The organism is Calothrix sp. NIES-2098, from assembly GCF_963875125.1.
In the GTDB taxonomy this organism is placed as follows: domain Bacteria; phylum Cyanobacteriota; class Cyanobacteriia; order Cyanobacteriales; family Nostocaceae; genus Aulosira.
Genome location: NZ_CAWNKJ010000001.1, coordinates 2106563 through 2132279, shown reverse-complemented (window position 1 = coordinate 2132279; position 25717 = coordinate 2106563). Strand labels below are relative to the sequence as shown.

The 25717-nt window shown below is 41.4% G+C and carries 33 protein-coding genes; 22 read left to right on the top strand and 11 right to left on the bottom strand.

Annotated features, from left to right (window positions below; genetic code table 11):
* The first annotated feature begins 139 nt into the window (after positions 1-139).
* The 3 genes from AACU33_RS08885 to AACU33_RS08875 all read left to right on the top strand — a co-directional run bounded on the left by AACU33_RS08885 (position 140) and on the right by AACU33_RS08875 (position 1340).
* The gene (locus tag AACU33_RS08885; protein WP_096595193.1) at positions 140-721 is read left to right on the top strand and encodes a tyrosine-type recombinase/integrase; all 582 of its coding nucleotides are present in this window, start codon (positions 140-142) and stop codon (positions 719-721) included.
* 5 nt (positions 722-726) lie between these two features.
* The gene (locus tag AACU33_RS08880) at positions 727-879 is read left to right on the top strand and encodes a hypothetical protein (RefSeq protein ID WP_339375864.1); all 153 of its coding nucleotides are present in this window, start codon (positions 727-729) and stop codon (positions 877-879) included.
* A 128-nt stretch (positions 880-1007) separates the two neighbouring features.
* The gene (locus tag AACU33_RS08875) at positions 1008-1340 is read left to right on the top strand and encodes a hypothetical protein (protein ID WP_096588170.1); all 333 of its coding nucleotides are present in this window, start codon (positions 1008-1010) and stop codon (positions 1338-1340) included.
* Here AACU33_RS08875 and AACU33_RS08870 read toward each other — a convergent pair.
* From AACU33_RS08870 to AACU33_RS08850, 5 genes are all read right to left on the bottom strand, one after another.
* Entirely contained in the window at positions 1337-1927 is a 591-nt protein-coding gene (locus AACU33_RS08870) for a J domain-containing protein (protein WP_096588169.1), read from the bottom strand. The two genes, AACU33_RS08875 and AACU33_RS08870, sit on opposite strands and share 4 nt — an antisense overlap.
* A 2-nt stretch (positions 1928-1929) precedes the next feature.
* Positions 1930-2457 (bottom strand): hypothetical protein, encoded by a 528-nt coding sequence (locus AACU33_RS08865; RefSeq protein ID WP_096588168.1) that lies wholly within the window; start codon positions 2455-2457, stop codon positions 1930-1932.
* Entirely contained in the window at positions 2454-2657 is a 204-nt protein-coding gene (locus AACU33_RS08860; RefSeq protein ID WP_096588167.1) for a hypothetical protein, read from the bottom strand. The genes AACU33_RS08865 and AACU33_RS08860 overlap by 4 nt, the downstream gene beginning before the upstream one ends.
* 58 nt (positions 2658-2715) lie before the next feature.
* Positions 2716-3615, bottom strand: a complete 900-nt coding sequence (locus AACU33_RS08855; protein WP_096588166.1) for a hypothetical protein — start codon at positions 3613-3615, stop codon at positions 2716-2718.
* A gap of 176 nt (positions 3616-3791) precedes the next feature.
* A complete protein-coding gene (locus AACU33_RS08850) occupies positions 3792-4211 on the bottom strand; it encodes a hypothetical protein (protein ID WP_339375863.1) in 420 nt (139 codons plus the stop codon).
* Between the two features lie 517 nt (positions 4212-4728).
* Between AACU33_RS08850 and AACU33_RS08845 the strand changes: the two genes are divergently transcribed.
* From AACU33_RS08845 to AACU33_RS08805, 9 genes are all read left to right on the top strand, one after another.
* Complete coding sequence (locus AACU33_RS08845) at positions 4729-4914, top strand: hypothetical protein (RefSeq protein WP_096588164.1); 186 nt, start codon at positions 4729-4731, stop codon at positions 4912-4914.
* A gap of 73 nt (positions 4915-4987) precedes the next feature.
* A complete protein-coding gene (locus AACU33_RS08840) occupies positions 4988-5380 on the top strand; it encodes a hypothetical protein (protein ID WP_096588163.1) in 393 nt (130 codons plus the stop codon).
* A gap of 83 nt (positions 5381-5463) precedes the next feature.
* Positions 5464-5712, top strand: coding sequence for a hypothetical protein (locus AACU33_RS08835; protein ID WP_096588162.1), 249 nt, complete (start codon positions 5464-5466; stop codon positions 5710-5712).
* On the top strand, positions 5709-6176 hold the full coding sequence (locus AACU33_RS08830) for a hypothetical protein (RefSeq protein WP_096588161.1): 468 nt from the start codon (positions 5709-5711) through the stop codon (positions 6174-6176). The genes AACU33_RS08835 and AACU33_RS08830 overlap by 4 nt, the downstream gene beginning before the upstream one ends.
* On the top strand, positions 6173-6427 hold the full coding sequence (locus AACU33_RS08825; RefSeq protein ID WP_096588160.1) for a hypothetical protein: 255 nt from the start codon (positions 6173-6175) through the stop codon (positions 6425-6427). The genes AACU33_RS08830 and AACU33_RS08825 overlap by 4 nt, the downstream gene beginning before the upstream one ends.
* A gap of 78 nt (positions 6428-6505) precedes the next feature.
* Entirely contained in the window at positions 6506-6697 is a 192-nt protein-coding gene (locus AACU33_RS08820) for a hypothetical protein (RefSeq protein WP_339375862.1), read from the top strand.
* 46 nt (positions 6698-6743) lie between these two features.
* A complete protein-coding gene (locus AACU33_RS08815) occupies positions 6744-8108 on the top strand; it encodes an IS110 family transposase (protein ID WP_096588159.1) in 1365 nt (454 codons plus the stop codon).
* Positions 8109-8203: 95 nt separating this feature from the next.
* The gene (locus AACU33_RS08810) at positions 8204-8794 is read left to right on the top strand and encodes a thioredoxin family protein (protein WP_096588158.1); all 591 of its coding nucleotides are present in this window, start codon (positions 8204-8206) and stop codon (positions 8792-8794) included.
* A gap of 637 nt (positions 8795-9431) precedes the next feature.
* Positions 9432-10235 carry an SDR family NAD(P)-dependent oxidoreductase gene (locus AACU33_RS08805; protein WP_096588157.1) on the top strand — a complete coding sequence of 268 codons (804 nt, stop codon included), beginning with the start codon at positions 9432-9434 and terminating at the stop codon, positions 10233-10235.
* Positions 10236-10330: 95 nt separating this feature from the next.
* Here AACU33_RS08805 and AACU33_RS08800 read toward each other — a convergent pair whose 3' ends face one another.
* Positions 10331-10480 carry a PsaJ protein gene (locus AACU33_RS08800; protein WP_096588156.1) on the bottom strand — a complete coding sequence of 50 codons (150 nt, stop codon included), beginning with the start codon at positions 10478-10480 and terminating at the stop codon, positions 10331-10333.
* A gap of 722 nt (positions 10481-11202) precedes the next feature.
* On the opposite strand from AACU33_RS08800, the gene AACU33_RS08795 reads away from it, so the two are divergent.
* The 3 genes from AACU33_RS08795 (at position 11203) to AACU33_RS08785 (ending at position 13203) form a co-directional block, all read left to right on the top strand.
* The gene (locus AACU33_RS08795) at positions 11203-12339 is read left to right on the top strand and encodes a BMP family ABC transporter substrate-binding protein (protein ID WP_096588155.1); all 1137 of its coding nucleotides are present in this window, start codon (positions 11203-11205) and stop codon (positions 12337-12339) included.
* Between the two features lie 322 nt (positions 12340-12661).
* Positions 12662-12886 (top strand): hypothetical protein, encoded by a 225-nt coding sequence (locus AACU33_RS08790; RefSeq protein ID WP_096588154.1) that lies wholly within the window; start codon positions 12662-12664, stop codon positions 12884-12886.
* A 47-nt stretch (positions 12887-12933) separates the two neighbouring features.
* Positions 12934-13203 carry a DUF2171 domain-containing protein gene (locus AACU33_RS08785; RefSeq protein ID WP_096588153.1) on the top strand — a complete coding sequence of 90 codons (270 nt, stop codon included), beginning with the start codon at positions 12934-12936 and terminating at the stop codon, positions 13201-13203.
* Positions 13204-13261: 58 nt separating this feature from the next.
* Here AACU33_RS08785 and AACU33_RS08780 read toward each other — a convergent pair whose 3' ends face one another.
* Together AACU33_RS08780 and recD2 are read right to left on the bottom strand one after the other, a co-directional pair.
* Positions 13262-13981, bottom strand: coding sequence for a Nif3-like dinuclear metal center hexameric protein (locus tag AACU33_RS08780; RefSeq protein WP_096588152.1), 720 nt, complete (start codon positions 13979-13981; stop codon positions 13262-13264).
* A 404-nt stretch (positions 13982-14385) separates the two neighbouring features.
* A complete protein-coding gene (recD2, locus tag AACU33_RS08775; RefSeq protein ID WP_339375861.1) occupies positions 14386-16611 on the bottom strand; it encodes an SF1B family DNA helicase RecD2 in 2226 nt (741 codons plus the stop codon).
* 96 nt (positions 16612-16707) lie between these two features.
* On the opposite strand from recD2, the gene topA reads away from it, so the two are divergent.
* Positions 16708-18864 carry a type I DNA topoisomerase gene (topA, locus tag AACU33_RS08770; protein ID WP_096588149.1) on the top strand — a complete coding sequence of 719 codons (2157 nt, stop codon included), beginning with the start codon at positions 16708-16710 and terminating at the stop codon, positions 18862-18864.
* Between the two features lie 206 nt (positions 18865-19070).
* On the opposite strand, the gene AACU33_RS08765 is transcribed toward topA, so the two are convergent.
* A complete protein-coding gene (locus AACU33_RS08765; protein ID WP_096588148.1) occupies positions 19071-19538 on the bottom strand; it encodes a DUF4385 domain-containing protein in 468 nt (155 codons plus the stop codon).
* A gap of 77 nt (positions 19539-19615) precedes the next feature.
* Here AACU33_RS08765 and AACU33_RS08760 point away from each other — a divergent pair, with 77 nt between their 5' ends.
* From AACU33_RS08760 to AACU33_RS08735, 6 genes are all read left to right on the top strand, one after another.
* Positions 19616-20074, top strand: a complete 459-nt coding sequence (locus AACU33_RS08760; protein WP_096588147.1) for a VOC family protein — start codon at positions 19616-19618, stop codon at positions 20072-20074.
* A 65-nt stretch (positions 20075-20139) separates the two neighbouring features.
* Entirely contained in the window at positions 20140-20421 is a 282-nt protein-coding gene (locus AACU33_RS08755) for a hypothetical protein (protein WP_096588146.1), read from the top strand.
* Positions 20422-20570: 149 nt separating this feature from the next.
* Complete coding sequence (locus AACU33_RS08750; RefSeq protein ID WP_096588145.1) at positions 20571-20834, top strand: SemiSWEET family sugar transporter; 264 nt, start codon at positions 20571-20573, stop codon at positions 20832-20834.
* Between the two features lie 178 nt (positions 20835-21012).
* Entirely contained in the window at positions 21013-22026 is a 1014-nt protein-coding gene (locus tag AACU33_RS08745) for an IS701 family transposase (protein ID WP_096586464.1), read from the top strand.
* A 77-nt stretch (positions 22027-22103) separates the two neighbouring features.
* Positions 22104-22604 (top strand): helix-turn-helix domain-containing protein, encoded by a 501-nt coding sequence (locus tag AACU33_RS08740; protein ID WP_096588144.1) that lies wholly within the window; start codon positions 22104-22106, stop codon positions 22602-22604.
* Positions 22605-22609: 5 nt separating this feature from the next.
* Complete coding sequence (locus AACU33_RS08735) at positions 22610-23176, top strand: IS630 family transposase (RefSeq protein WP_096588143.1); 567 nt, start codon at positions 22610-22612, stop codon at positions 23174-23176.
* 152 nt (positions 23177-23328) lie between these two features.
* On the opposite strand, the gene AACU33_RS08730 is transcribed toward AACU33_RS08735, so the two are convergent.
* Together AACU33_RS08730 and rtcA are read right to left on the bottom strand one after the other, a co-directional pair.
* The gene (locus tag AACU33_RS08730; protein ID WP_096588142.1) at positions 23329-24282 is read right to left on the bottom strand and encodes a WD40/YVTN/BNR-like repeat-containing protein; all 954 of its coding nucleotides are present in this window, start codon (positions 24280-24282) and stop codon (positions 23329-23331) included.
* Between the two features lie 365 nt (positions 24283-24647).
* Positions 24648-25694: an RNA 3'-terminal phosphate cyclase gene (gene rtcA, locus AACU33_RS08725; RefSeq protein ID WP_096588141.1), complete on the bottom strand. Its 1047-nt coding sequence runs from the start codon at positions 25692-25694 to the stop codon at positions 24648-24650.
* Positions 25695-25717: the final 23 nt, after the last annotated feature.

Sequence of the window (25717 nt, the reverse complement as noted above, 5' to 3'; positions counted from 1 at the left end):
AAGTGGTATATCCTCTGATGGCGTGTAAGCATTGCCAGCATTAGGATTGAGCAAATATTTACTAATAGTGGATATCTACAAAATTCCACTTTTACCTACACAATGGGTAAAAGTGGAATACGCGAAATTCAATTCTTTTATGCCTAAAAATAACAGACGCGGAAAAGCTGAGGTAATCTCAGATAGTGATTTTGTAAAAATTCGTAAACAAGTCCGGACGGATAAATATAAATTACTTTTGGATCTGGCCTGGTACACGGGTGAAAGATGGGGGGCGTTGCTTCAACTCAAGGTTAGTGATGTTTACGATGCTAAAGGCCGTCCCAAGGAAATATTGATTTTTCAGGGAATTATCCGCAAGCATCGACCTGATGGAACGGCGGATACGGTGGAAATTCCAGTGCATGACAATCTCAAGCAATCGCTTTTGGCATTCCAGCCTGGTGAGTCAGTATGGCTTTTCCCCTCCAGGTGTGGGAGTAAGCCAATCACCTGGCGAAATGCCTATGATATCCTCAAACGAGCTTCTGAAAGTGCCGGAATGGGTACGCGCGGAATCTCAACTCACACTACCCGCCGCAGTTTAGTCAATCGACTCCGCAAAAATGGAACTGCAAAGTCTGTAATTCGCAAAATCACCGGACACCGCGATGAGAAGGGCTTAGACCCTTACATTGACATTGACATCGATGAGGTTAAGGGGGCGATCGCAACTCTATGAATCCAATGTTTCTACAATTGGAGATTTTCTACCAGCGCTTGCAAGCTGGCGAATACGACGACCCTTTGACCCTGGCTCAAGGGCTTGAGGCATTGGCAAATCAGGCATGGGATGAAGTTGATGAACTTTACCCGCCGTCACTAAGAATTGACCCGTGAGTTATGGTGTAGCTTCAGCCAATTTTCCTGCGCGATCGCACTTTAGCATCCCAATTCCCAAGTAGTGCGATCGCATTTTTCATGCCCTCATGGTAAAGTTTGCCGTGTTACACGGCATTTGAGATGATATGGCAAGGACTAGCACGACTTGGGACAGTGGTAGCAGTTGGCTACACGGCGAAACTACAACAGCTCGTATTCCTATTGCTCTCAAACCCCAAGTTATGGCTTATGCTAGGGCGATTGACGCACGAACTCATGATTTTGATGGTATCTCCCAGCACGCGAGGGATATTTCCTTAATTCTTGAGGTGATAGAGAAATATATAGCGTACAAGCGTACTAATTATCACCCAAATCAAAACTCCAGAGAACTCGACATTAACACCCGTGCTTGGGATGAACTCAGGAAGTTTCAGAAGATATTGCAGGAGAATCCGCAGGCGTTGTTTAAAAATTAGCTGAAACGACGGGCTTGTTTTGCTTGTTGGTAAGCAGCGTTGATTTGCGTCATTTTTTGGGCGGAACCGCCGATATCTGGATGATGTTGTTGTGCTAGCTTTCGGTAGGCTTCTCTGACTTGACGAGCTGAAGCCTGAGCATCAACACCAAGCACTTCCCACCACTGCTTTGGCTGAGTTGGTGGTAATGCTTGATACCCCGTAAAGGCTTGCTCCACATTGCCAACACCCCAGCGTTCCATTCCACGTATGGCTGCACAGTGTAAGCCAATTGCTCTGAGGTTGTCTCTCACCGTCAGCCATTTGTCACAGCACAGTACGTAGTTTTTCTTTTTAATTCGGAAGTAAACTGCCACGCCCGGATCTTCCGGCTCTTTAAAATTGGCATATGGCAGTCCGTCACGGCGTAATTGTACGTTGCTAGAGATAATCACGTTACTTGCACCTAGTAATTGCAGCTCGTGCAGCAACTGATCGCGAGCAATGCCAAATTTAACTTTAAACTGTGCCTCCTGGCGCTGATGTGAAGGTGTTCGCGGGTAGATGAGTGCCCAGTTGAGGGGGTAGGCTGATATGTTTTCTGTCATGGCTATCGATTACTCCAAGAGCGAATTAACTGCTCAATCTCAACTGGCGATTCTCCATCCGCGATCGCACTTTCAACTTCCAACTTCCGACTTTGGGCTAAATGCGATCGCGTATTCCCGCCGGGTATATGAATATGGTGAATTTTCCCCCGTTGCTTGTAGCAGTAGCGATAGTAAGTATTGGCTTTGCGCTTTGAAGGAGAGTAGGTTTCTACCCATTGGGGTTGTTCTGGAACAGGTTTAATACGTTCTGGAACAGCATTTTTGGTATCGCGTTCCAGAACAACGCTCAGGCGATCGCCAGCGATTTTCTCCAAGTATTCAACTACAGGGAGAGTTACTGCTGTATCCTGTTCCAGAACATGAGGAGAAAAAGCCTCCTGAGATGATGGGCACTCAGGAGAGAAATTATCAAACCGGGTTATTTGATGGTCAACTGTATCATGTTTATCCCAAGCTGGGTCGTATACAGGTAAGGCCTGCACGGGTGCGATCGCACTCAAGTCAAACAGTGTTAGCTGCTTACTCATGACTCACGACCCCCACCGCGGCGAAATGGAACTATTTCATGAGCAACTGTTTGGGACAATTCTTTGAGTGCAGCTGACCACGCCAGGGCACAACTCACTGGCATCTGTTGAAAGTCAACCTCATCAATGAAACGTCGGCGTATCCAGTTTTTGAAAATTTCAATCTGGTGACGGTCGAATAAAAATTGTGAATCTGTCATAATTTTTCTCTTGAATAGGTAGCGGCCGCAGTTGCGGCTATTTTTTTAAAATTGGGTTTTAGGAATAATCCCTAGGGATGTTCTTGGGTAAAAAGGCATTTATGACAGAGAGAAATTGGTCAATGCCAAATGTCACTTGTTCCCACCAGGATTGCTGTAAACAACGAATTAACCAACCTTGGGGATTAGAAATAATTGGTTTACCGTTGGAACGTTTTTCAAATCCACCGCTTTGAATGAAGTGTTTTAAAGCTAGTTCGATTTCTTCAATGTGGTAATTAAACAGTTCTTGAGTGCCTGCTTTGTTGGGATGGTAATAAATTCCATACTCAGCACAGAGAACTAGAATGTCATAGCGTCGTTCTAATTCTTCATACTGTTGGCTTGACCATTGCTCTAAACTTGCTTTGAGTTCCGCAAGGGAAAAGTCAAAAATTGGTGCAGATGGTTGATAACCATATTGTTCGCAAAGTTTGACAACTTGGAGTATTTTGTTTAACTCCTCACGTTCGCTCGAAGATATCTTAGGAATATAAGTGTTGTTGTTGTTCTCCCCGTCCCTTGCTGATTGCTCGTTTGAGGTGTTTAAATCGCAAGTCGAGTTGAGATTTTGCAAGTGATTTTGCTGATTTTTTTTACGTGGTTTTAACCAATCGAATGGTCTTAAAAGTATTCTGTAAGCTGTACTACTGAATTCTTTAATTACTTGGATTACTCTATGTTGGATGAGCCATTTGAAGCGTTTTAACAGCCACCACCGAGCAAATTTTGTACCTCGGTGTTTAGTGACAAATTGCTCAAAATCTCTCAGGTCAATTTCTATTTGTGTACCGATTTTTCCTTGTAATGCTATCCATTCCCATAGGGCTTGAGTCAATGGAATTGTGTTCTGTTCGAGGAAAAATGCCAGTTCTTTTTCTGTCCTGAGTGACAGAGTTTTTGATGCTTTTAATGTCATAATTAGAGTAGAGAATTTCAACTTATTGCCTCTTAGTAGTTGGTAGCTCTAGGAGGCATTTCAATTTTTTAGTTATTAAGAATCAGGTTATTAACTGTTGATAATTAGCGGCGATCGCAAATGAAGTGAGGGCGACACACCCATTAAAAAGCCGTCCTCACCAATGGCAGGACGGTTTAATCTTCGGTCTCGGATACTGTTTGCGTTTTGTCCATGAAACCCTGGATTTTCTGCTCTAGCAGGTCGCAGGATTTTATAAAATCAGCTTCGTTCTCTTTAGCTTCATCCAACCTAGTCTCAAGCCGTTGCTTATGTGCCCGTACATACGACAGGTGCGCTTCCCTAATTAGGCGAACGGCTTCTAGGACTTTTCCAGGATCAAAATCTGCTCCTTCGATAAGGGATTCGATTCTACTAAATAGATTTTCTCCTGGGCTATAGCCCTGAATAAATCTGTCCTGGTCATACCCATCTGCTTCGCCTTCTTGTTTATTTTTTCCCATTCCTCGGTTGGAATGCGGACTGTTGCATTCACCAGTTCCTCTGACTGGTCTACCTTTCTGGCTCTTCCCATCGGTTCTTACTTTACTGTTCATGTTAATTATACGTGATTTATTTTTCTGTACGTGATTTATTCCTGTACCCTCTTGACAAGAATATATCATACGTGAAAAATGAAACTATACGTTTTTCACGTATAAAAACTAAATTTTAGCTCCCCCCTCAAATTTGCCATCGTGCCTGTGAGGGCATACTCAGGAGCAACTCACCCGCGCCATTGCCAAATGTGCCCCGGCGCGGAAACACCCTAAGTCAAAAGTCAATAGTCATTAGTTATTAGTCATTGGCGCTCACGCTTCACTTGCAGCGCTGCACAGTCATGCTGTCTCGGAATGGAGGTATTTAGACGCTAATCTAATCTCTCAGTTGTGATTTCCGTTCAAAATTACACCATGATTCGCCAGCGCTCGCTGCTGGCGCTTTCCTCCACCTTGGAGGTGAATATTATGCTGATTTCTGTCAGTTAAGCACTATGTAGATGTCGGAAAAAACACCAGCGTCAGCTTGGTGTAGCTTGACGCTGGCCTTCTTTACAAAATGGGAAATTAAATTATGACTTACCGCGCTGACCTCACACCGTGGGCTGTTTTTCGCTGTGAATCCACAGTTCAGAATATCTGCGTTAATCGTTTTCGCAGTCGAACTGACGCTGAATCTTACATGAACATTTTACGGGGGCTAAATCCTGGTGTTAGCTATCAGGTGGTTTTTGATAAGCCGGTTGAGGTTCAAGGATAACTCAAAATTTTGCGATCGCGTTGAAAGTGCGATCGCGTTGATTCAAAGACTTGAAACGTGTACAGGGTAAATTATGCAGCTTAAAAGCATCAGTTACAAACGAGTTTTAAACCTAGGAAATTACGAAAATAAGCACCTAGAGTTGTTTGGTGAAGTTGCCCAAGGAGACGATGAAGACGAGGCAATTTTGCACCTAATGGAATTGGTCGAGCGTAACATCCGTTCCCAAATTGGTAAGGAGTTCCAAAAACAGATTTTGGACTTGGAAGCGAAAAGAAACCAACTAGACGACCAGGTGTACAACCTCAAGCGAGAGATTGCAAAACTCGAACAAACCAAGGCTGAACTAGAAAAACTTCAACCATCACAAGATAACTCAACCACAACAGGGGAACCCAGCATAGACGACATCCCTTTTGAGGCTGGGGATACTGCCACAGATAGCGGTATCCCTGAAGGATTTTAGTCAATTTTTTTTGCGATCGCGCTTTTGGAGGAGGAGCGATCGCAAAAGCTCAACCCAACTTAGCCATTGGATAAGCCTGAACCATGCACACCATAATATCAGTCAAAAGCGTGTTCACTTGTAAAACCCCCGGCAGTGGTTGGCTCAATTTGGCCCAAGTTCGCCAACTGCAACATTCACCAGCTGGTGATGCTTTCAAACAAGATTTAGTCGTAATCACCTGGCATAACGGCGACAATCAACCCTTTCAAGGTGAAGATGCCACAGCCATACTCCAAGCTTGGGAGGAAGCCCAAAACCGTTGTCATTGCCACTCGAAAACAGAATTATGAACCAAGCAGCTATTAGTCGAGGTAAAGACATAATCAAGGATGCTATTCGATTAGCTAACCCTGGTGAAGTAGCCAGAATTCCGGTTGCTGATGAAGCGAATTTAGCAGTATTTCAGCAAGCTTTACGTGCATATGACATTCAGCGAATGCTTTTACAAAAGAATGTCACGGTTGAGTTTTATATTCCCCAAGCCGCAGTTGACCAAGCCAAAAAACATATGTTGCAAGTCATAAGAACTGCATCTAATGAGGTTGAGGAAATTGTATTTCCTTATCTCCCACAAGATTATGCAGATGCAGAAATAGCATTAGCATCAACCGAAGTTCAACGAGCATTACGCAGTCGAGGAATAACAGCTTCATTGCAGCGTGTAGCTCAAACAGGAGAAATCATCGTAGCCAGTATTGACCAAGTTACTTATGGTGAATTAGATAGCTATTTACGCAATCTGGATAACCAATGAGAGGTGGAATTCTTAAAGTTATTAGAGGTCAAGGAATTTATGTCAGTTTTTCTGCTGTTACATGGGTTGAATCACACGAAAAAAAGCAAAGAATCATTGATTATTGGCATTCTCAAGGCTTTGCAGAAGCCGAAAACTTACCTTATGAATTTATCGATGGTTATCTAAATGTGACCAAAGATTTACCCGAATTTGGCTTTCATAAAGGAAGCGGAACTTTAGACGAGCAAATTTACAACATACCTTTTTAAACCGCCTGATGAGCCTATTGGCTATAGGCTACCTGACACAGTAGCCGAAACGGTGGGAAATTCCCACCGTCGCGGATTGTGTCCAAAGCAGTCTGCCAGTTGTTAAGAGAAAGTGCGGCGTTGAGAGTGAACTGCGCTGCTGAATTGCGGCGTTTTCATCTTCATGCGCAGCCTTTCTCTTATCAATTTCCCGAATTGCGTTTACTCCTGAATCGCGCCCCTTTGATGTGGGGCGTTAGGGTGATTCGTGCGCTGTTTAGTTCGGGTTAATTAAGGATGCCAGTCCTACACCTTCACCTTGATGCAACACAGAACCATGACAAATGAATTAACAATTTTGGGAATTGATGTTAGTAAATCAAGCGTAACTTGTCATATTTTAACACAATACCCCAAGGGCGGATTGCAGGGTTATTGGCATAAAACTAGGAATAAAACATCAAGTTTATATCCAGCTTTCTATTCCAATCCCGATGCTAGAAAGAAGCAAAAATCAGCTTTTGATTTTGCAGATTATCTAACAGAAATTCAGCCGGATTACGCAATCCTAGAACCAACTGGAAACCACTATTCCCGGTTGTGGGCATCTATTCTCAAAAAGTTAGAAATTAAGATTTTGTGGGTGGGCCACGTTGAACTGCGGCGTTACCGGGGAGGTAAAAACCTGCCCAACAAATCGGATGCGGCTGATGCTTTAGCAATGGCCGCCTACGGTCACGACCCAGACCACCGACTCGAAACAGGCGAAATCAACATGAGATATTTTCTCATGCACCGCCCAGAACCGATTGATGAACTCCGCGACCTGTGCCAGCAGCTTGAACATCTCAACCGGGTGCAGTCGCCAATCAGCAATTATGGCCGTCAGCTTTTGTCCTGGCAGTTTCCCGAAGTCGCTCACACTAAGAGCGTTTCCAGTAAGCCTGGACTATTACCGCCCTTGTGGGGATGGTTGGCTAATCGCAAAACTGAAATTTCAAGCGCCGGGAAAACTCGACTCGACAATCTCTATAAAAAATCCATCGCCCGCTTTTATGGAATTGAGATTGACCCAGTACTAGAACTTCATGCTGATTGGATGTGTGACATTTCACTTTACGAGCAGCGCTTAGAAGCCAGAATCAGTGAAATGCTTCAAGCACCAGCATTTCGCCAATACATGAGCGTGTTTGATAAGTTTGGTTTTGGCCTGAGAGTGCGATCGCGTCTGTTAAGTCGGATTTACCCATTTGAGTCATTCTTAGGGGTCAACGGTAAACCGGTGATTGAATATGAAGTGCGTGAGGTCAAAAAAACTGAACGCGATCGCAAAAACGGTGAAACCATTGTCAGGCGACTTGCTGGTGAAACCAAACGGATTAAACGCAACCGCAGCCGCGACACTTTCAAAATGCGGCTGGGTATGGGTACTGTTTTAGAACAGTCCGGAGATGGTTTGGTTGAAAAAGCTAGCGGTTCGTCGCTGTGTCGGATTGCTCTATGGCAGTATGTCTTAACTGGTTTAGAAACCGGGAGACTCCCCAAAAACGAACTGACTGCTAGATTAGTTGATTACCGTGACTCACTTAAGTCAAATGTCACAGAACAAGGTGAAAAATTACTAGCTGGCAAGCACATCCAGGGAAAACTGATGAGTAAAGTTGTTAACTTGCTGTTTGATGAATTGTGTAAGATAACCTGATGCTTTAACCCTTCTCTTAGGAAGGGTTATAAAATGACTCCAAGTTTCAGTTACCCTGAAGATGATACTGCTTAATAAGTTTTAATAATTCTGTTATGACTCCGGATTCTCCTATTAATACTCCCGCCAAACCTGAATCTACTGTAGGGCTGCGCGTGCGAAATTTCTTAGTTGCGATAGTAGCGATCGCGCTTACTGTCGCCCTAGTTTTAGGATTGCGAACTGAGACAACTACCGCTTCTCTCAGCAAATTGGGTGAGACTTCCATCCCTCTAGAAGTTGCGATCGCTAACGGTAAGCCTTCACTAGTCGAATTTTACGCTGATTGGTGTACTGTATGTCAAAAAATGGCTCCAGATATGACTGAGTTAGAACAGCAATATGCTGACAAGCTCAATTTTGTCATGTTGAATGTGGATAACACCAAATGGTTGCCAGAAATGTTGAAATATCGGGTCGATGGAATTCCCCATTTTGTATTTTTGGGTAAAACCGGGGAAACGATAGCACAGGCGATCGGCGATCAACCACGCATCGTCATGGCTAGCAACTTAGAAGCTTTAGTAACTGGTTCCTCCCTACCTTACGCCCAAGCTAGCGGACAGGTTTCTAAATTCTCTGCGCCAGTCGCACCAACCGCTAGTCAAGACGATCCGCGCAGTCATGGTAGCCAGGTTGTAAATTAGCAATGCAATTATAGAATTTCTCACAATATCGATCCCCTCTTAAGCAGGCAATAAATTTACAAAAATTGCCATTTGTTTAAGAGGGTTTTTATTGTACTTTTAATGACCTATTTATTCTTACACTACATAAATAACCGTTTATATACTTGTCGATCGTAAAACAACATTTTTAGATGAGTCTTTACAAGCCTATGTAGATATAAGAACTTCAACACATATCACTTTCTCAAAAAATAAAATATTTTAGCGCATTTCATGTGAAATAAAATTTAGGACTGCAAAAAATCATCCTACGGATTTTTAGAATACTACTTTGGTATTAGCTAAAATTTTTGTTGGCAAGCCATAACTTTAAAATATTTCTTGTTTGTTCTCATATATACAACAGTTCAATATTCATCAAAGTATAGTCAAAATAGACTGGCTAAATTACTGAATTTCTTGGCTAAAAAGATAAAAATTTAACTAATTTTTTAGCATTTCAGTAGAGCCTCATAGCTACAAGGTGTAAATTTGAGCAAATTGCTAAACAAGTATTTAAAAGACTAACGACTAAAAACATTTTTAGTTTGTTCCAAGGTTGAATAGCTAAAAATGTAGAAAAGCTCCATTAGGTAAAACTCACATATTTTCTCATATGAACCCAAAAAACCAACGTAAACGGAAAAAAACTGCTCTGATTACTGGAGCAGCTAGTGGAATTGGCTACGAGTTAGCATATATTTTTGCGCTGAATGACTATAATTTGGTATTAGTAGATAGAATGGCGCACAAATTGGCAGAAGTTACCGATCAATTTTGCAAAAAATTTGGAATTTTAGTTAAACCTGTTGTCAAAGATTTATCTGTACAAACATCACCTGAAGAGATTTTTAATGAGTTACAGCAAGAAGATATCAAAGTTGACGTACTAGTAAATAATGCAGGGTTTGGTATTCATGGATTATTTAATGAAACAAACTTGAATACCGAACTAGAAATGCTACAGGTAAATTTAGTATGTCTCACTCATTTAACTAAGTTATTCCTAAAAGATATGGTGAAGCAAGGCGAAGGAAAAGTATTAAATCTTTCCTCTGCTGCGGCTTTTCAACCAGGCCCTTTAATGGCAGTTTATTTTGCTACTAAAGCCTATGTATTATCATTTTCACAAGCACTGGCGTGTGAATTAGAAGGTACAGGTGTAACTGTAACCGCCCTTTGTCCAGGCCCAACAGAATCAGCTTTTCATGAAAGAACTGGGATTGCAGGTGCTAAACAGATAGAAAGTAATAATATGATGGATGCGCAAACAGTAGCGAGAATTGGCTATCGCGCTTTAATGGAAGGTAAAACTGTGGCAATTCCTGGGTTAAAAAATAAATTACTTGCGGAAATTGTGAGATTCACGCCAAGAAAATTAGTCACAAAAATTGTGAAATCTATGCAAGAAGTTAAATAGTAGAAATTATACAGTAGCGATCGCTCTTTTATAGCTTTAAGAAAAAGCCAATTCAGGAGCGATCGCACAATAGATTACCTTAAATTTAGAAAGCCTTATGGCATAGGATGGAAGAGTAGATCTGAAAAAACAAAGTTAAACACAGCCCAGATAGAAAAGGCTATTGATATTGCCAAAACTGCAAGCACAGGTGCGAGAGAAAGGTATTTCTGGAAATAGCCTTGTTGGTCATTTGCTTTTTGCATAGAGTCACCTCTAAAACCAGTTCGTTAATGAAATTGAAATATAGCAGTTTAACTGAAATTTCTTCATCTATGATATGTAATTCAGCAAAAATAGTTTGGGTAATTCTTAGAAAGAAAATTCCCAAACTTAGAAATTTCAGTTAACTGCACAACCAATAGATTAATAATTAATTATTTATCAAACTTCTAACTAAAGTGCTGTTTTATATTAAGTTGCTTTGTAATTATATATACGAGTAATATATTCGCGGATTCATTCTCATATTTCCAACAGTTGAGGATAAATTAATCAGATTAAGTGTAAGTGTAGGGTTGACATTGCTAGCCCTGCTAAGGTGAGATCTAAAAAAGCCCTTTTTCTTCATGTTATTTGTGCCTACCCTGCGGGAACGTCAAGGGCGAACGTGGTAAAAAATGATTCAATCACGAAGACGCATTCGCCGAAGGCGTTCTCTAAGAGTAGCCCTTCCCAGAGGGTAGGACGCAAAGGTCAGAATTAGGTTGAAAGATATTATTTGTCAAGTTTTTTTTCTTCACCTTGACAGGGCTAGCATTGCCCAACCTACAGATAGGTCGATTTTTTCATAAATCAAATCAGATTCCTATAGGTAATTGCTATCATCAGTAAATCATTAAATTCCGCACAGCGGTACTAGGCTACGTCTACCGTTATTTGTAATCAAATGACTCTTGACTATTGTTGAATTTAAAATTGCTTAACAATGGATCGTCGGAATTTTCTCAAGTATGCGACTTTAGCAGGATCTGGCTTTGCCTTGAATAGCTGTATTCAAGGTAAAAATTCCAAATCTCAAAGCGAAGTAGTGCCAACAGCCTCCCCTGTGGCGATTAACGAACCGCTAAAAGTCGGATTTGTGTATGGGGGGCCTGTCGGGGATTTTGGCTGGACTTACTCCCATGATTTAGGTCGCAGAGAAATGGAAGCGAATCTCCAAGATAAGGTAAAAACTACCTTTGTAGAAAATGTGAATGCAGATGTTGATGCGGAGAAAGTAATTCGGCAACTAGCATTAGACGGGAATAAATTAATTTTTACCACTTCCTTGGATTACATGAACCCCACAATGAAAGTTGCCAAGGAATTTCCGAATGTTTTATTTGAAAATTGTACGGGATACCAACGCGCTGCCAATGTCGGTACTTATTCGGGACGCTTTGAAGAACCGCACTATTTAACGGGTATGATTGCGGGCAAGATGACCAAATCCAATGTTATTGGTTTTATTGCTTCCCATCCCATCCCAGAAGTAATTCGCGGAATTGGCGCATTTACTCAAGGACTGCGAACAATAAATCCTCAAGCAAAAGTTAGGGTGATGTGGATACAAAGTTGGTACGATTCTGCCAAGGAAAAAGAAGCAGCCCAAGCTTTGATTAATTTGGGTGCAGATGTGCTAACTCAACATACTAACTCGGCGGCGGCTATTCAAGTGGCAGCAGAGAAAGGTATTTATGCTGTTGGCTACAACGCCGATATGAGTAAATTTGGTGCCCAAGCACACTTGACATCAGCAATTAATAGATGGGGAAAATTTTATATAGATACAGCTTTGGCTGTGATGAACAACACATGGAAATCACAAGCGGTTTGGTATGGTATTGCTCAAGGAATGGTAGATATTTCCCCAATGAATCCAGTGATTCCTAGCGATGTTCAGCAATTAGTTAATGCTAAAAGAGAACAGTTTATTCAAGGTACAGCACATCCTTTTGATGGCCCGGTAAAAGACCAAAAGGGAGTTGTGCGAGTACCCAAAGGTAAAGTGTTAGATAATAAAGCACAATTGGAAATGAATTGGTATGTTGAGGGAATTGAAGGGTCTATTCCTAAAAGTTAATTATTAATTCGTAATTTTTGTTGTAACACTGCTATAGAACTCATATTTGATTTCTGAAATACTTGTAGGATGGGTATTGCCTACCATATCCGGGTTTCGGTGAGCAATGCCCACCCTACTAATAGCGAGAAAAATTAACGTACTCATCAGTATGGTTTTTTTCACTCTTTAAGAGGATGTTGATCGCCTTAGTATTGACTACAAACTTATAACTCAAGACGTGATTTCTATCATTCTGCTCTAAGCCTTCTGATAGTGTATTTTGCAAAACCAAAAAGTCTAGGCTAGGTATGTTTGGTCATGGAAATTAGGGGATAAAATCATGCCTGGTGGTCATGCTAGTCATAAAGGCGCTTCTAACAAACCCAATGTTAATGCTAACGGGGTAATTGATGACGCTGTGGATACAACATTAGGAAATCCTGAAGATCTGCTACCGGAAAATTTAACTAATGCAGAAACTCTCAGAGTTGACGAAGCTGTAAATTATCCGCCTGCAACTCAACGTCCAGGTGAAGAATCAAACTCAACTAATACAGATAAATAGCAAGCGTTGTTGACGATAATTTTGAGAATTGAATTAAGAGGGACAAAATGAACGTATCAGAAATTAAAGAACATTTGCCTGTCTATGCAGAAGGTGTTGGCGGTTTAGCAGGAGCATCTGACACCCACATTGGAAATGTTGATGCTGTAGAGGGAGGAAAGTTCATTAAATTGACGAAAAATAATGCTCACGATCGCAAACATCATTGGTTTCCCATCAGTTGGGTGAGAGCAGTAGATGAACGCGCTGTGTATCTCAACAAAACTGTGGATGAAGCGATCGCTGAATTGCTCAACGAACAACCTGCTGGTGTTTAATTGCTATTCTTTTGATAGGCAAGAGGCAATATTATTTATATGTTGCCTTTTGCCTAAGTTAAGGTTTGACAAATACTTCTAAATTAGCCCAGCGTTCTTGTAAAATCCCAGCTAAGGAACGCAAACCCCACACTTCACTGCGACGATGACCAACTGCGATCGCTCCTATTTTAGTCTCTTCCATTGCTGCTTTGGCTGGTTGTCGCAATTGTCCTGTAATATAAACATCAGCACCACGGTCTGCTGCTTCTCTAACTAACGCATCTGTCATTGCACCAACAACAGCAATGCGTTTCACTTCAGAATTAACTGCTGGATGTATTTGTTCTTGTCCGCCGAAAATTTGAGTAATACAATTGCAAAGATGCGTAAAGCTTTGAGTTGGAATGTCTCCAATCGCACCAATTGCTCTAGTTTCTTTTTCTCCTAATACTTCTAGTTGTGACATTCGCAAAATTTGAGCTAGGCGGAGATTGAAACCCAACGTCAAGCATTCATCAAATGGTAGATGATAAGAAATTACTCCGAGTTCGGGTGGAATTTCATCTGCTGTTAATTTCCAAGGGCGATGTAAGAATAGCGCATCTAAATTGTGGGTTTTTATCCAATTTTGTAACTGTGTGTCTGGTTCAAGTGCTAATCCTAGACGTGTTACAGGATGTGATGATGCGAAGTATATGCCTCCTCTTTCAGTTTCAGGGAATAGTTCAACATTAAAGAAGTAATTCAGGAACTCTGCTATTTCTGGGAAAAAAATTGAGTTACATTCAGATGTCATTGATATTTATGGGCAATATAACATTGCTTTGCCGATCGGTGGGATGATTTTTGTCTCACGCAGAGGCGCAGAGGCGCAGAGAGTAAGAGTCTGAGAAATCAAATTTTTAATTTTTATCTCTTCATTCACCAACGCGCTCTCTCTGTTTGTCTCTTTTTGAAGTTAGACGGTAGCGCTTCAGCTTTCGAGTACTCAATTACCATTTCCTATACTACAATTGCTATTTCGGAGACTACAATTGCTATTTCAGATACTACAATTGCTATTTTGGAGACTACAATTGCCATTCTGGAGTACTCAGTTGCTATTTTGGAGACTACAATTGCCATTTTGGAGTACTCGATTGCCATTTTAGAGTACCCAATTGCTATTTTTGAGTACTCAATTGCAGCTAATGTTAGATGTTAGAGAGCAATTGTTGAATGCAATCCAGCCTGAACTAATCTTTGCTGTAATTGGGTGTAGCGCTGTTGTCTATCGGTAGAATTTACAGCTAAGGAGATTGCTTTTTTAGCACCAATGATAATCGCTAACTGTTTAGCGCGAGTTAAGCCAGTATAAATGAGGTTACGACTCAGCATCATGTAGTGTTGCATATATATTGGCAGAATTACTACCGGATATTCAGAACCTTGGCTTTTATGAATTGAGGTAGCAAATGCTAGGGATATCTCATTTAAATCAGCATAATCGTAAGTGACAATTCGCTCGCAATACTGTACATTGACTTCTTGCTCTACAGTATCAATGGCGGTAATTATTCCCAAGTCTCCATTGAATACTTCTCGCTGATAATCGTTCGTCTGCTGAATTACTCTGTCGCCTACTCGCAGTTTCATCCCACCTCTGGAGATTTCTACTTTCTCAGCACTGGGAGGATTAATTAATTCTTGCAAAACTTGGTTGAGGTTGCGAGTACCGACTACTCCCCGTGACATTGGGCACAGTACTTGCACATCGGTGGCGGGATTAAAGCCTAAATTGGGAATTAAGTCTGTAATCAGTTCGCAAATTGCTTGAACGCCGTGTTCTGGTTGATACCCACCACCATGCCAAAGACAATCGGAAACGGGGCGATCGCATATCGGTTCAATTGTGGGATAATGTCCGCGATTGATTTGATGGGCGGCGGTGACGATGGCGCTTTGTTGGGCTTGGCGGAATACTTGAGTTAACCTGACTACAGGTACTCGACTTGAATTAATGAGGTCAGCGAGTATGCTTCCCGGCCCTACAGATGGTAACTGATCGATATCTCCTACTAACAGCAGTTGGGCATTCTTTCCTATAGCTTTCAGCAGCGAGTTAGCGAGAAATAAGTCCAGCATACTCGCTTCATCAACGATAATCGCCGTTTCAGGCAAAGGATTCTCGCTGTCGCGCTTAAAGCCCATTGTTTTGGGGTCAAATTCCAACAAGCGATGGATGGTTTTGGCTTCCAAACCAGTCATTTCACTCAAACGTTGGGCGGCGCGTCCTGTGGGTGCTGCTAACGCAATGGATTTACCCATCGCTTTCCACAGTGAGACAATGGTGTGGGTGGTGAATGTTTTGCCGACTCCGGGGCCGCCTGTCAAAATCATCACAGGGGAATAAGCCGCCATTTCTACCGCTTGCTGTTGCTGGGTCGAAAGTTCGATTTTCTGGGTAGCGGTAAAGCGTTCCAGCCAAGCACGCACACGGGGATAGTCGGTAGCGACGGGTTGATTTAGGCGTTGGTGTATCAGTTGCGCTAGGTTTTGTTCGGTGTGGAAGAATGCAGGCTTATAACAATTAACTATTTTATTGGCGCTACTTTCTCTGATTAATTCTTCCTTAAGCGCCATGTCTTTGATAATTTGTGTCAGCGCTGCTTCTGGGGGCTGATGAGTATCGGTAGTTAATAAGGGAATTACTTTTTCTACTAATTCCGCTTGGGGTAAATAACAGTGTCCATCTTCCGCTGCTTCACTCAAAGCATGGATAAGTCCCGCACGGTATCTATATTCGGAATCTGGTGCTACACCTAAATGTCGGGCAATTTTATCAGCAGTGAGAAAGCCTATACCGTAGATGTCGGTAGCTAATTGATAGGGATTATTAGTTACTGTGGCGATCGCCTCATCACCGTACTGTTTATAAATTTTTACTGCGTAGGTAGTAGAAACACCATGTCCTTGCAGAAATACCATCACCTCTTTGATGGCTTTTTGGGTTTCCCAAGCGGTTTTAATCGTGTGAATCCGCTTCTTTGCTATACCTTGAACTTCCACTAAGCGCTCAATTTGGTTTTCAATAATTTCTAGAGTCTCTAGTCCAAAGTGTGCAACTATTCGCTTGGCTGTGACTGGCCCTACACCTTTGATTAATCCGCTACCTAAATACTTTTCAATCCCTGTCAAACTAGCTGGTTTGGTTTCCTTGTAATTTATGACTTGAAATTGCGGCCCGTACTGCGGATGGTCGCGCCAGAACCCAGTTAGTTGCAGCGTTTGCCCAGGTTGGATATTTGCAAAGCTACCAACAATTGTAGTTAAATCTTTAACACCAGAGCGTGTCAGCCGTGCCACTGTATACCCCGACTCCTCGGAGTAGAAAGTTAAGCGTTCGACTACTCCGGTAATAGTTTCCTGCTGTTCTAACGTGGACATTGGTTGCTGATTAATAATAGGAGATTTATAGTACATTTATACTAAATATATGATAAAAAGTTGTATCAGTTATACAGCATCTAACAAGCGGGTGCTATGCCTAAACGCCTTTTAGTTGTCGAATCTCCCGGTAAAGTTAAAAAACTCAGCGAAATTCTCGGTGCTGAGTGGATTGTACGCGCCAGTTGCGGTCACATTCGCGAACTCAGCGACCAAGGGGAAGATTCGCTGGGATTTAGTATGGATAACGGTAACGTGAAATGCAACTATGTTCCCCGCGACCAACGTTCCAAAGAAACGATCCAGCAATTAAAGACTGTCGCCAAACAGGTAAGCGAAGTTGTTTTAGCAACAGATCCAGATCGAGAAGGGGAAACGATCGCTTGGCATCTTAAGGAAGTGTTAGGTTTAAGAGAAGCCAAGCGAGTAGTCTATACAGAAATTACCGCATCGGCTGTCAGAAATGCGATCGCTCATCCGCGAAAACTTGACTTAAATTTAGTCGGTGCAGGTTTGTGTCGAGATTGTCTAGATAAACTAGTAGGCTATAAAGGCAGCCCGTTAGTATGGGCTTTAAATAATGGTGCTAAGAGTGTAGGCAGAGTTCAGAGTGCCACATTACACCTAATTTGTCAGCGAGAACGCGAAATACAAAACTTTGTTCCCCAAGATTACTGGAGTGTCTGGGTAGACTACGTTGAAGGATTCCGGGCTTTTTATCACGGGATGGGAAATGCTCCCCAAGACGCAGCCCAGCAGGAAACAGAGGTACACGATGATACTAAGATCAATAATCAAACAGCGCCAGAATCTACGCGCGTACTTTCCGAAGCCGAAGCCAACCGCCTAGTTGAAGAAGCGAAACGCCATCCCCACCAAATTGTGCAATATGAGGGGAAAGTAACCAACCGCCAACCACCGCCACCATTTATCACCTCTACCCTGCAACAAGCGGCTGGTTCGCGGTTGCGGTTTGCGCCAGAGAAAACTATGCAAGTAGCCCAAAAGCTGTATGAAGCCGGGTTAATTACATATATGCGTACAGATTCAGTGATGCTAAGTCCTGAGTTTTGTGAAAGTGCGCGCCAGTGGTTAGAACAAAACGATCCGCAGAATGTACCGCAACGCACAGCGAGACATCGCAGCAACAAAACTGCGCAAGAAGCCCATGAAGCGATTCGTCCGACAGATGTATTTCGCCCTTCGGCGGAGTTACGAGTGCAATTGCCCGCCGACGAGTTCAACTTGTATGTTTTAATTTGGAAAAGAGCGATCGCTTCTCAATGTCGCCCTGCTCAACTGCGGAAAACCAAAGTCATTATTAAATCTGGAGAAATCTTCTGGCAAGCTAGAGGGCAAGTAATTGAGTTTTTAGGATATGCGCGCTATTGGCCAAATCTTGGAAAGGATACTATCTTACCTGCTTTGCAACAGGGACAAATGCTAACTTTAGCAGATGCAGGACACGAGAAAAAGCAAACCCAACCGCCACCGCGTTACAGCGAACCCAAATTAGTGCAACTGATGGAGCGTAAAGGCATTGGTCGTCCCAGCACTTATTCTCCCACCATTGCCACCTTAAAAAAACGCGATTATATCCAATTAACAAAAGAAAGTATCCAGCCGACAACTTTAGGGCTAGAAGTTGACGTTTTTTTACAAAAAGCCTTACCGGATTTACTAGAGGCAGAATTTACCGCCAAAATGGAAGATGCGTTAGATGCGATCGCATCCGGAAAACAGCCTTGGCAGCAATACCTCACAAGTTGGAATCAAAATTACTTTGCACCAGCATTAGCGAAAGCCAAAACTGTAGTTGTGAGTTCAACTAATGGAGTTAAAACTGCTGCTGTCGCTGAACGCAAATTTGAAACTTCTAGAACTCGTTGCCCTCAATGTAATAACTGTCTTGCTAAAATTCCTAGCAGTAAAGTCAAAAAGAAGTATTTCCTCAAATGTAATAGCGGCTGTGACAATATTGTCTTGTTTTGGAATGAATTACAGAAAGCTTGGGAAGCACCGCGAAATAAAGAAACCAAAGAAGAAAAGTCTCCAGCAAAAATTAGTTCCTATCCCTGTCCAGTGTGCAAAAAGTTTTTAGAGGAATACAGCTACACCAAAGATGGACAGCGTAAAACCATGCTGCGATGTTCCGATCCCCAATCTCGTCAAGATAAGAAACATAAAGATGTAGCTTACTTTCATACACAAAAAGGTTGGTGGAGTCCGAAATATGGGGAGATGAAATCGTAAACTACTAATTTATCAAGCTGTATATTTATTTAAGGGGTTGAAAAATAACCACGAAGTACGCGAAGTACGCGAAGGAAGAGAAATAAGAAAAGAAATTTTCTAGTTAGTTTACCTCTTCCTTTGTGTCCTTCGTGGTTCGTTCCCTTACCCATCTAAATTTAGCGTGTAAACTACGAATAGCTAGCCATCATATTTAAGCGAAAATATCACCCATACATCTGTTTGTGTTTAGCTAACAGCCGCACATATTTTTCATTTGTCTTTGCTTCTATCCACTTAACTTTAAATATTGCTGCCGATTCCGCTTTAATTGGATCTACTTCATAGGGCAGAATTTCTTTCTTATTATCAGATTCTAATTCAGCCTTTTTATACTTCCTACCGCTTTTATGATTAGCATAACGCCGGGATCTGGTATAACCCATTTGTAAAAACTTCCGTGCCATATCCGCACCAACAAAATCATCCTTCTCTAAATACGCCAGAAAAAGTTCATAGATTTTTTCACTTGACTCTTTAGCAATCTCAGGATTTTTAAATCGCCAATAAGGAAGAATTTCTGATTTGTATGGTTCTACCAAAAGTACACCCTGTTCTCCCTTACCAACACGATAAAGTTCAGGATGTTGACGAAAATTGATACTTGTAAAGTCTAAAGAATAATCAAAAGGCATGGTAAGTTTTTATGATGAATAATAAACTCTAAACAAAGAGTTAAACTTCTATCTTTGTAGGGAAAATAGATTCTGCCATGCTATCTAGTTCTTGTGCGAACAGCGTCTTAACTCCAGGTGTTCTACGCAAAGTACATCACATTGCGCTCAACGTTAAAGATATGCAAGCATCTCGACACTTTTATGGCACAATTCTCGGTTTGCACGAACTTACAGGCGATGAAGTCCCCGCAACCTTAGTTGAACTTGTCGCCGCAGGGAAGGTAGCTAACTTCATTACCCCTGATGGCACAATTTTAGATTTATTTGGCGAACCAGAATTATCACCACCAGATCCCGACCCAGAGAAGACTTTCACCAGAGCATATCACCTAGCTTTTGACATCGATCCGCAATTCTTCGATCGCGCAGTGGCAGTAATCAGAGACAATCAAATAGCGATCGCTCATGGCCCAGTCAGCCGTCCTACTGGTAGAGGTGTCTACTTCTACGATCCTGATGGTTTTATGATTGAGATTCGTTGCGATCCCGTTTAGTAATCATGGCTTGAGTCTTGATTACACAGTTTTTAACTACGACCATTTCCAGAAACATGATATCAATGCAGATATTTAAAGTCATCGAAGACGCGATTACAAAACCGTCAATTCCTCACGAACCATACAAGCAATCATTGAAAAATTGGGCGATGTATTGCCTAAGAGATAGAGGCTTTAAAGTAGTTTATGCTCAAAATGCCGATTTCGCCATTGAACCAAAGAACGGCAAAAAGCTGTATTTTAAAGTCACAACTAATCCAGATGACGTAGACAATTCTTGTAGCTGGATAGTTTGGGATAGTGCAGCCAAAAGCGCCAGTCTGATTCCCCTAGAAACAGAGTAGCAGGGAAAACCGGAGCGATCGCGCCCACAAACAAACTGTAGTAATACCAATTAAGGCTGATAAGTCTACTCGGTTAAATATGGTAGTGTATGGTCAACGTTCAAAAGCTTGTACTTGGCCATTTCACTGCATAGAGGTAGCAAACTCAAATGGAGGAATCTAATCTCATCACCATTTTAGGGTTAACAGCAGGAGTACTTACAACCATTGCTTATTTACCCCAACTCATCAAAACTTGGAAGTCAAAATCAGCCGAAGATTTGTCTTGGAGTATGCTGATTGTTCTGTGTATAGGGATTATTTTATGGTTGGTGTATGGCGCTTATGTTCGCGATATTCCTATTATTGCCGCCAACATTGTCACCTTTGTGTTTGCTGGGATGATTTTGGTGCTGAAAATTAAATACAGATAAATTAACAGGACTTACGCAACTGGCACAATGCGATCGTTAGTTCATAGTACATAGGTATTAATTAAATCTGATTTTGAAAGCTTTGCCTTCGTAATAGAAGTCGCTGTCTTGGAAGTACTATCGAAATATTCGTGAGAAAATAGGTAGAGGTTATATTAGATAAATTTCGCTAAGGGTAATGAGATTTACTAAGCTTAATTACTGCCAATATTTATTAAGTAGTCAAATTAATTATACAATTACCAATTTGGCAGAGCATTTAGAGAGTATTAGTCATGACGCAATTAACTATTATTTGAAAACCGAAAAATTAACACCTCGTTTACTATGGGATAACGTGAAAGAGGTCGTTGAGTCTGATGAAAATGGTTACATCATATTTGATGATAGCGTTTTAGATAAAAAGTATTCTGAAGAAATAGAAATAGTCAGAAGACAATATAGTGGTAATGAGCATGGTGTCCTGAAAGGCATTGGTGTAGTTAGCTGCGTGTATGTCAACCCTACACTTCAAAGATTTTGGGTCATAGATTATCGAATTTTTAATCCTGATGTCGATGGGAAAACCAAGATAGACCATGTGAAAGATATGCTCCAAAACCTTGTGTATCATAAGCTTTTACCATTTGATACTGTTTTGATGGATACATGGTATGCGGTACACAGTTTAATGCTATATATTGATAGCTTAGACAAAATTTATTATTGCCCTTTAAAAAATAATCGTTTAGTTGATGATACATTTGGTCAAGAAAAATATAAACGGATTGAATTATTAGAATGGAACCAAGAAGAATTAGACTGTGGTAAAATCATAAAAATTAAAGGATTCCCAGCTAATAAAAAAGTGAAACTATTCCGGGTTACTGTTTCTACCAACAGAACGGATTATGTCGCCACTAACGATTTATCTCAAAGTTCCACGGATGTTGTACAACAGGTGTGTAAAATTCGTTGGAAAATAGAGGAGTTTCACAGGGAAATTAAACAACTAACTGGCATTGAATCTTGCCAGTGTCGGAAAGCTAGACTCCAAAGAAATCATATTGCTTGTGCAATGTTGGTTTGGGTTAGGTTAAAGAATTTAGCCTATAGAACTGGCAAAACTATCTATCAAATCAAGCATAACTTGCTTTCTAATTATTTAATTCAGCAACTGAAGCGCCCAAGTATTTTTATGTGCTTGGTTTGATTTATATTGTCGCGTGTCATACCATTTCACTAAAAAAATGATAAAGATAATTAAGGAAGAAATATGAGCAGAAGTTTATGGCAGGAGTCACCAAAGTAAAAATAAAGGAGTCAGCCGAGGAATTACATGAGCTGCTAAGAAAACAAAAAACAGCATTAGGTAAAGAACGGATTCAAGCGTTGTATTTACTGAAGATAAAGCAGGTAAAGACAATACAAGATTTAGCAGTGGTATTGGGCAGAGGAAGCGCGACGGTACAAAGGTGGTTAAAAGTTTATGCAGAGTCAGGAATCACTAGTCTCGTATCAAGAAAAAAAGGTTCAGGACGACCACCAATTATTAACACAGATGTTCGAGAGCAGCTTTCAAAGGAACTGGAAGACCCCCAGGGATTTAAAAGTTATGAAGAAATCCGAACATGGTTAAAAGCGGTAGAGGGTGTAGAAGCTTCATACAAAGTAGTACATGATACAGTGCGTTATCAAATGAAAGCGAAGCTAAAGGTGCCGCGTGCAGTAGGCATTAAACACCAACCAGAAGCGGAAGAAGAGTTTAAAAAAAACTCCCACAATACCTAGACGTAATTCAGAAATATGTCATATCACCAATAGATAGACAAAGAAAAATTAGGTATTGGTGTGAGGATGAAAGCCGCGTAGGACTGAAAACAGAAGCAGGAAGATTAATTACTACAAAAGGTACTAAGCCTATTGGCATCATGCAATGGAAGCGAGAAAATTTTTATTTATATGGATTGGTAGAACCATTAACTGGTGAGAATTTTATTTGGGAATTCTCTCATTTAAATGCAGCTTGTTTTCAGATTTTTCTAGAAAAATTCTCGGCTAATTATGCCCAAGATATACATATTATTCAGTTAGACAATGGTGCTTTTCATTTTAGTCAACATCTTCAGATACCAGAAAATATAATTTTGTTATTTCAACCCCCACATACACCGCAAGTTAATCCAATTGAGCGATTGTGGGAGGAAGTTAAAAGATATTTGGCGTGGGAAAGTTTTGGAGCGTTGGATGAATTAAGACAATTTATCTGGAAGCGTTTGGAGAAATTAAACACATCAACCATTGCTTCTATTACAGGTTGGGACTTTATTCTTGATGCTTTATTTGAATCAAATTTTTCGTGAATTGGTATCAGGGCTTTGCCCTGCCTGCTATTTGTGCCAATTGCGTAAGTCCTAATTAAATGGAGACTTGCGGGTAATGAACTAATTAGTAACCACGTTTAGTCTCCATTAATATTAAGCGAAAGCCTTGATTTTAATTAATTAAAATCAGCTTACACCACTGCTAATGCGCGAATATTAGACAAATCTTTGCCTAACAATTGCCAGCTTTCACCTAAATCCTGACTCATATAAAGCTCATCGCCAGCAGCCGCAAAAATTCTATCTTCTGGATCTACAATTAAAGCTCGAATCATCGCATCGAACTTTGATGGAAGTCCCTGTTCTAGTTTTTGCCAGTGTTCGCCACCATCTAAGCTACGATAAAGTGCCGCATTTGTTCCCCGTCCCCAAGTTGGTGGTGGGCCAGCAGCCGCAGCAGTAAATAATAGGTTTGGTTGTTGCAAAGATGCAATACAAGGTACTGTGTAACTGCGTTCTAGTCCGTCTTTGATATGTCGCCAGTGATGACCGCCATCATCACTGCGATAAAAACCATTTCCAGTCGTTGCATACAACCGCAAGCCATCGTTAGCTGGGACGACTGTATGCACATCCCAATAAAGTCCTTCATTGAGGCTTTCCCAAGTTTGACCCTGGTCGTCACTCCGAAAAATTCCGCCTTCTTCAACTCCAATATAAATACCATTTTCAGCTTTGGGTGCTGAAGCTATAGAACGAACGTGAGGAATATGTGGAGGTGGCGGAAAAGTCCATGTTTCATAACCTGGAATCTGGCGGATAGAGTCGCAAGGTTTCCAATTTTTACCACCATCATTACTTTGATATAGCAGTGCTGGAGACACGCCTATATAAACTCGCTCCAGAACGTGAGAATCAGCTGCAAAAGACCATACTTCTTCTGTTACTGGTTTTGAGTTAACTATTTCCCAAGCTTCATTTTCTTTTTTCGACCAAAGTACATCATCTAAAGTCAACGCATAAACTTGACCGTGACTAGTCGCCAAAAATTTGATTGTCGGCGGTGCTGATTCATCGCGAATCACCTGGTTATTGCTGGCTAGCTGAAAAAGCCCTTTTTCTGTACCGATAAGAACTTGAGACATAAGCTTTCTCTTGTTAATAAAGTTCTCTATTTTTAGAATCAGAACAAGTTCAACTTAAATATTCATCCTGCGTAGGTAATAAACATAACCAAATTCATCAATTTATAGGTTAGTTAAAACTTGTTCGCTCCTGATTGCCCTTTTAAATAGCTGCGGTATATCTATTGTACAGAAGATGATTCGTGAACTTATCATTCTGTCAATTCAATAATTATGGATAGATTCTGAGGATGTTAATTATATGATTTTTGCTAGCTTGAAAGTACTCTCTAATTATGGACAAATGCACTCATCAGGATCTGTAAAGTCCTGGCTAAATCAAAAATATATTCCCTTTGAGAAGTCAAACTGGTTTAGTTTTTAAATTATCTGACAGCAGGTGCGATCGCAACTATTTTCTCTGCTTCATCCACTGTCACCCGCGCGAGTCCAAACCGTTCAATAATCGCCGCATTTGTTGTTAAATGACTGCTAATCTCAGATGCGCGATACTGACTGGCCTGAGATGCTAAAGTTGCGGGTAACAATAATTGATCTGCCAAATGTTCGTCTACTGGCGCACCTGTTTGATGAAATTGTAAGAGTTGGCGACAAGCAATATCTGCAACTTTCTCTGCTGGTAAGCGCAAACGTCCAAATCCACCAAATCCCGTGAGACTATTTTTATACTCAGCAGTTAAAAACACACCCGCCCCTGGTGCAACACCTTTTTCTCGCAGCGCCTCAATAGCAGTTTTTAAGCCAGCTTGACGCAATAAATTCTCGGCACGATTCGCCATGCGTTGAGCAATGTGGGAAGCTAATTCTGTTACCACCGCTAATCCCCGCACTTGGTGTAAGTTACCACGTTCTAGTAAAGTGATGCCATTGATTGTGCCATTACCACCGACTTTGATCTGCATCTCCCCCCCACCTTGGGGATACCATCCCCAAGCACGTAGCTTTGCTGAGGCTTTGACTCCCATACGACGCAGCATCGGTAGATAAACTTGCTCAATGTATGTCATTGTCGGACTAAAAGGAACGTGAGTGCCGCCTTTTAAAATCACTTGGGAATCAGCAGCAGCCAAAGCTAGAGGTAAAAGCACAGTCTGCAAAACCAAAGTCATCGCCCCCGCCGAACCGCCTTGCTGTGCTTCTGTGACATCAAAAGTATATTGTCCTGGCTGTACAGCACTACCAGGAATAAATTCCAACTTCATTGAACCTAAAGCATCACCCCGCATCTGCGCATGACAGATTTTGGCCGCAGCGCGAACGGCTGTGAGGTGTTGTGCTGCTAGTCCCGGTCTTTTACGTTTGGCACGAATACCTGCAATGGTGATAGCTTCGCCAGTAATAGCGGCTAAACTCAAGGAGGTACGAAGAACTTGTCCACCTCCTTCTCCGTAGGAACCGTCAATTTCAATCATGGGCAATTGGTGATTTGGAACTT

Coding starts and splice junctions, on each gene's coding strand:
- AACU33_RS08885 (WP_096595193.1), top strand. CDS start 140: ATGCCTAAAAATAACAGACGCGGAAAAGCTGAGGTAATCTCAGATAGT.
- AACU33_RS08880 (WP_339375864.1), top strand. CDS start 727: ATGTTTCTACAATTGGAGATTTTCTACCAGCGCTTGCAAGCTGGCGAA.
- AACU33_RS08875 (WP_096588170.1), top strand. CDS start 1,008: ATGGCAAGGACTAGCACGACTTGGGACAGTGGTAGCAGTTGGCTACAC.
- AACU33_RS08870 (WP_096588169.1), bottom strand. CDS start 1,927: ATGACAGAAAACATATCAGCCTACCCCCTCAACTGGGCACTCATCTAC.
- AACU33_RS08865 (WP_096588168.1), bottom strand. CDS start 2,457: ATGAGTAAGCAGCTAACACTGTTTGACTTGAGTGCGATCGCACCCGTG.
- AACU33_RS08860 (WP_096588167.1), bottom strand. CDS start 2,657: ATGACAGATTCACAATTTTTATTCGACCGTCACCAGATTGAAATTTTC.
- AACU33_RS08855 (WP_096588166.1), bottom strand. CDS start 3,615: ATGACATTAAAAGCATCAAAAACTCTGTCACTCAGGACAGAAAAAGAA.
- AACU33_RS08850 (WP_339375863.1), bottom strand. CDS start 4,211: ATGAACAGTAAAGTAAGAACCGATGGGAAGAGCCAGAAAGGTAGACCA.
- AACU33_RS08845 (WP_096588164.1), top strand. CDS start 4,729: ATGACTTACCGCGCTGACCTCACACCGTGGGCTGTTTTTCGCTGTGAA.
- AACU33_RS08840 (WP_096588163.1), top strand. CDS start 4,988: ATGCAGCTTAAAAGCATCAGTTACAAACGAGTTTTAAACCTAGGAAAT.
- AACU33_RS08835 (WP_096588162.1), top strand. CDS start 5,464: ATGCACACCATAATATCAGTCAAAAGCGTGTTCACTTGTAAAACCCCC.
- AACU33_RS08830 (WP_096588161.1), top strand. CDS start 5,709: ATGAACCAAGCAGCTATTAGTCGAGGTAAAGACATAATCAAGGATGCT.
- AACU33_RS08825 (WP_096588160.1), top strand. CDS start 6,173: ATGAGAGGTGGAATTCTTAAAGTTATTAGAGGTCAAGGAATTTATGTC.
- AACU33_RS08815 (WP_096588159.1), top strand. CDS start 6,744: ATGACAAATGAATTAACAATTTTGGGAATTGATGTTAGTAAATCAAGC.
- AACU33_RS08810 (WP_096588158.1), top strand. CDS start 8,204: ATGACTCCGGATTCTCCTATTAATACTCCCGCCAAACCTGAATCTACT.
- AACU33_RS08805 (WP_096588157.1), top strand. CDS start 9,432: ATGAACCCAAAAAACCAACGTAAACGGAAAAAAACTGCTCTGATTACT.
- AACU33_RS08800 (WP_096588156.1), bottom strand. CDS start 10,480: ATGCAAAAAGCAAATGACCAACAAGGCTATTTCCAGAAATACCTTTCT.
- AACU33_RS08795 (WP_096588155.1), top strand. CDS start 11,203: ATGGATCGTCGGAATTTTCTCAAGTATGCGACTTTAGCAGGATCTGGC.
- AACU33_RS08790 (WP_096588154.1), top strand. CDS start 12,662: ATGCCTGGTGGTCATGCTAGTCATAAAGGCGCTTCTAACAAACCCAAT.
- AACU33_RS08785 (WP_096588153.1), top strand. CDS start 12,934: ATGAACGTATCAGAAATTAAAGAACATTTGCCTGTCTATGCAGAAGGT.
- AACU33_RS08780 (WP_096588152.1), bottom strand. CDS start 13,981: ATGACATCTGAATGTAACTCAATTTTTTTCCCAGAAATAGCAGAGTTC.
- recD2 (WP_339375861.1), bottom strand. CDS start 16,611: ATGTCCACGTTAGAACAGCAGGAAACTATTACCGGAGTAGTCGAACGC.
- topA (WP_096588149.1), top strand. CDS start 16,708: ATGCCTAAACGCCTTTTAGTTGTCGAATCTCCCGGTAAAGTTAAAAAA.
- AACU33_RS08765 (WP_096588148.1), bottom strand. CDS start 19,538: ATGCCTTTTGATTATTCTTTAGACTTTACAAGTATCAATTTTCGTCAA.
- AACU33_RS08760 (WP_096588147.1), top strand. CDS start 19,616: ATGCTATCTAGTTCTTGTGCGAACAGCGTCTTAACTCCAGGTGTTCTA.
- AACU33_RS08755 (WP_096588146.1), top strand. CDS start 20,140: ATGCAGATATTTAAAGTCATCGAAGACGCGATTACAAAACCGTCAATT.
- AACU33_RS08750 (WP_096588145.1), top strand. CDS start 20,571: ATGGAGGAATCTAATCTCATCACCATTTTAGGGTTAACAGCAGGAGTA.
- AACU33_RS08745 (WP_096586464.1), top strand. CDS start 21,013: ATGAGATTTACTAAGCTTAATTACTGCCAATATTTATTAAGTAGTCAA.
- AACU33_RS08740 (WP_096588144.1), top strand. CDS start 22,104: ATGGCAGGAGTCACCAAAGTAAAAATAAAGGAGTCAGCCGAGGAATTA.
- AACU33_RS08730 (WP_096588142.1), bottom strand. CDS start 24,282: ATGTCTCAAGTTCTTATCGGTACAGAAAAAGGGCTTTTTCAGCTAGCC.
- rtcA (WP_096588141.1), bottom strand. CDS start 25,694: ATGATTGAAATTGACGGTTCCTACGGAGAAGGAGGTGGACAAGTTCTT.